Raw genomic sequence first — 2891 nt, forward strand, 5'->3', positions numbered from 1 at the left:
ACGCCGCGAACCGCTCCGCAAACACACCCGAACCCTCCAACAACCCCACCGCCATCCCCACCCACTGCGACCCCTGACCCGGAAACACAAAGACGGGTCCGGAGCCGCGGCGGGCGCTGCCGGTGATGAGTTCGGTGGGTTCCCTGCCGGTCGCGTGGTGCGTCAACTGGTCGATGGCGTGCGGGAGCCCGGGAGTGAGGAGTACCGCCCGGTGGTCGAAGGCGGTACGGGTCGTGGCGAGATTGTGGCCGATGTCCACGAGGGTGTGCTCGGGGTGCTGTACGAGGTGGGCGGCGAGCCGACCGGCCTGGTCGCGCAGTGCGGCCTCGGACTTGGCCGACAGCGTCCAGGGTGCGAGCGGCAGTTCGTGTTCGCGCGTGGGGGTGGGGCGCTCCCGCGGTGCGGCCTCGGGGACCGGGGCCTCTTCGACGATGACGTGCGCGTTGGTGCCGCTGATGCCGAACGAGGAGACGCCGAAGCGGCGCGGCCGGTCACCCCGTGGCCAGTCGAGCGGGTCGGTCAGCAGACGTACCGTACCGGTGGACCAGTCCACATGGGGCGACGGCTCATCCACGTGCAAGGTCCGCGGCATCACACCCTGCCGCAACGCCGACACCATCTTGATCACACCCGCGACGCCCGCCGCCGCCTGGGTGTGCCCGATGTTGGACTTCACCGACCCCAGCCACAACGGCCGCTCCGGATCCCGCCCCCGCCCGTACGTGGCCAGCAGCGCCCCCGCCTCGATCGGGTCACCGAGCTTCGTACCCGTCCCATGCGCCTCCACCACATCCACCTCACCCGCCGACAGCCTCGCGTCCGCCAACGCCGCCCTGATCACCCGCTGCTGCGCGGGCCCACTCGGTGCTGAGAGCCCGCTGCTGGCGCCGTCCTGGTTGACGGCGGTGCCGCGGACGACCGCGAGGACGGGGTGTCCGGCGCGGTGGGCGTCGGAGAGCCGTTCGAGGCAGAGCATGCCGGCACCTTCGGCCGGGCCGAAGCCGTCGCCCGCCGCCGAGAAGGGCTTGCAGCGGCCGTCGGGGGCGAGGCCGCGCTGCCGGCTGAAGCCGATGAAGGTGCCGGGGGTGGACATGACGGTGACGCCGCCGGTGAGCGCGAGGGAGCATTCGCCCCGGCGCAGGGACTGCACCGCGAGGTGGAGGGCGACGAGGGAGGAGGAGCAGGCGGTGTCGATCGTGACCGCGGGGCCTTCCAGGCCGAGGGTGTAGGCGATGCGTCCGGAGACGACGCTGGGGGAGCTGCCGGTGACGAGGTGTCCTTCCACGCCGTCGGCGACGGCGTGCAGCCGCGGCCCGTAGTCGGGCAGGCCGGCCCCGACGAACACTCCCGCGTCGCGCCCCTTCAGGGAGGAGGGGTCGAGGCCGGACCGTTCGACGGCCTCCCAGGAGGTCTCCAGCAGCAGCCGCTGCTGCGGGTCCATGGCCTGGGCCTCGCGGGGGGAGATACCGAAGAAGCCCGCGTCGAAGTGCCCGACGTCGGTGACGAAGCCGCCCGCCCGCGTGTAGGTGCGCCCGGGGGCGTCGGGGTCGGGATCGTAGACGGCTTCGGTGTCCCAGCCCCGGTCCTCGGGGAACGGCGTGATGGCGTCGGTGCCCTCGTGCACCAGATGCCACAGGTCCTCGGGGGTGGTGACGCCGCCGGGGTAGCGGCAGGCCATGCCGACGACGGCGATCGGCTCGCCTGCCGCGGTTTCCAGCTCCCGCAGTCGGCCGCGGGCCTCATGGAGGTCGGCCGTCACTCGTCGGAGGTAACCGAGAAGCTTTTCCTGTTCCGACATCACTACCTCGGGGGGTCGGGCGGGCGTGCAGAACCTGCGCGGGTGATAGGGGGGTGAAGGGCGCCAGGGCAGGGAGGGAGGGGCGCCGTCAGTGCGAGCCGAATTCCCGGTCGATGAAGCTGAAGAGTTCGTCCGCCCCGGCCGACTCCAGGTTTTCGGCCACGTCGGCCGACCCGTCGCCACCGGCGCCGTCCGGGGCGGCGCTTCCATTCGGGGCGGCGCTCCCGTTCGAGGCGGCGCTCCCGTTCGAGGCGGCGCTCCAGTGGGACAGGAGGTTCTGGAGCCGGGTCACCACCATGGTCCGGGTGGCGTCGTCCGGGCCGGCGGCCGAGGCCTGCAACGTCGCTTCGAGCCCGTCGAGTTCAGCTCGCAGCGTCGCGTACGTGTCGTCGACCGTGTCCGGTGGCATCAGCTCAGCCCCGAGGTGGTCGGCGAGGCGGGTGACGTCGGGGTGGTTGAAGACGAGGGTCGCGGGCAGCCGTAGTCCGGTCGCGGTGCTGAGGCGGTTACGCAGTTCCACGGCGGTCAGCGAGTCGAAACCCATGTCGAGGAAGCCCTGCCCGACAGGGATCGACGCGGCCGACCCGTGTCCGAGTACGGTCGCGGCGTGCTCGCGTACGGTGCGCAGCAGCACGCGTCGGCGTTCGCCCTCACCGAGTCCGACGAGCCGGCGTGCCAACGGCGCACCGTCCGGCCGCGGTTCGTCTCCGGCGGATGCCGTCGTACGGCGACGGGGTGGCACCGGCCGCTCGGTCAGGCCACGGAGCATGGGCCGGACCGGGGCGTCCGCATCGGCCGTGCCGAGGGCGCGACTGTCCAGATCGGCCGCCACCACCAGGCTCTGCGTGGACTCCAAGGCCGCGTCGAAGAGCCGGAGCCCGTCGTCGTTGCGCATCGGTACGACGCCCATGCGGGCGATGCGGGTGAGGTCGGTGTCGTCGAGTCCCTCCGTCATCACCGAACGCTGCTCCCACAAACCCCACGCAACCGACACACCAGGCAACCCACACGACCGCCGGAACGCCGCCAACCCATCCAGAAAAACATTCCCCGCCGCATAATTCGCCTGCCCCGCCCCACCCAACACACCAGC

The 2891-nt window shown here is 71.9% G+C and carries 2 protein-coding genes and 1 pseudogene; all 3 read right to left on the reverse strand.

Features of this window, described 5'->3' with window-relative positions; genetic code table 11:
* The coding region (locus tag ACIQ7D_RS37430) for a type I polyketide synthase (protein WP_403945758.1) at positions 1-1801 on the reverse strand (1801 nt) is incomplete at its 3' end.
* 85 nt (positions 1802-1886) lie between these two features.
* Positions 1887-2753, reverse strand: coding sequence for a phosphopantetheine-binding protein (locus ACIQ7D_RS37435; RefSeq protein ID WP_403945760.1), 867 nt, complete (start codon positions 2751-2753; stop codon positions 1887-1889).
* Positions 2754-2777: 24 nt separating this feature from the next.
* Positions 2778-2885 (reverse strand): annotated as a pseudogene (locus ACIQ7D_RS37440) (KR domain-containing protein); the annotation flags it as partial.
* Positions 2886-2891: the final 6 nt, after the last annotated feature.

Origin of the sequence: Streptomyces sp. NPDC096310 (assembly GCF_044763125.1) — a bacterium.
In the GTDB taxonomy this organism is placed as follows: Bacteria; Actinomycetota; Actinomycetes; order Streptomycetales; family Streptomycetaceae; genus Streptomyces.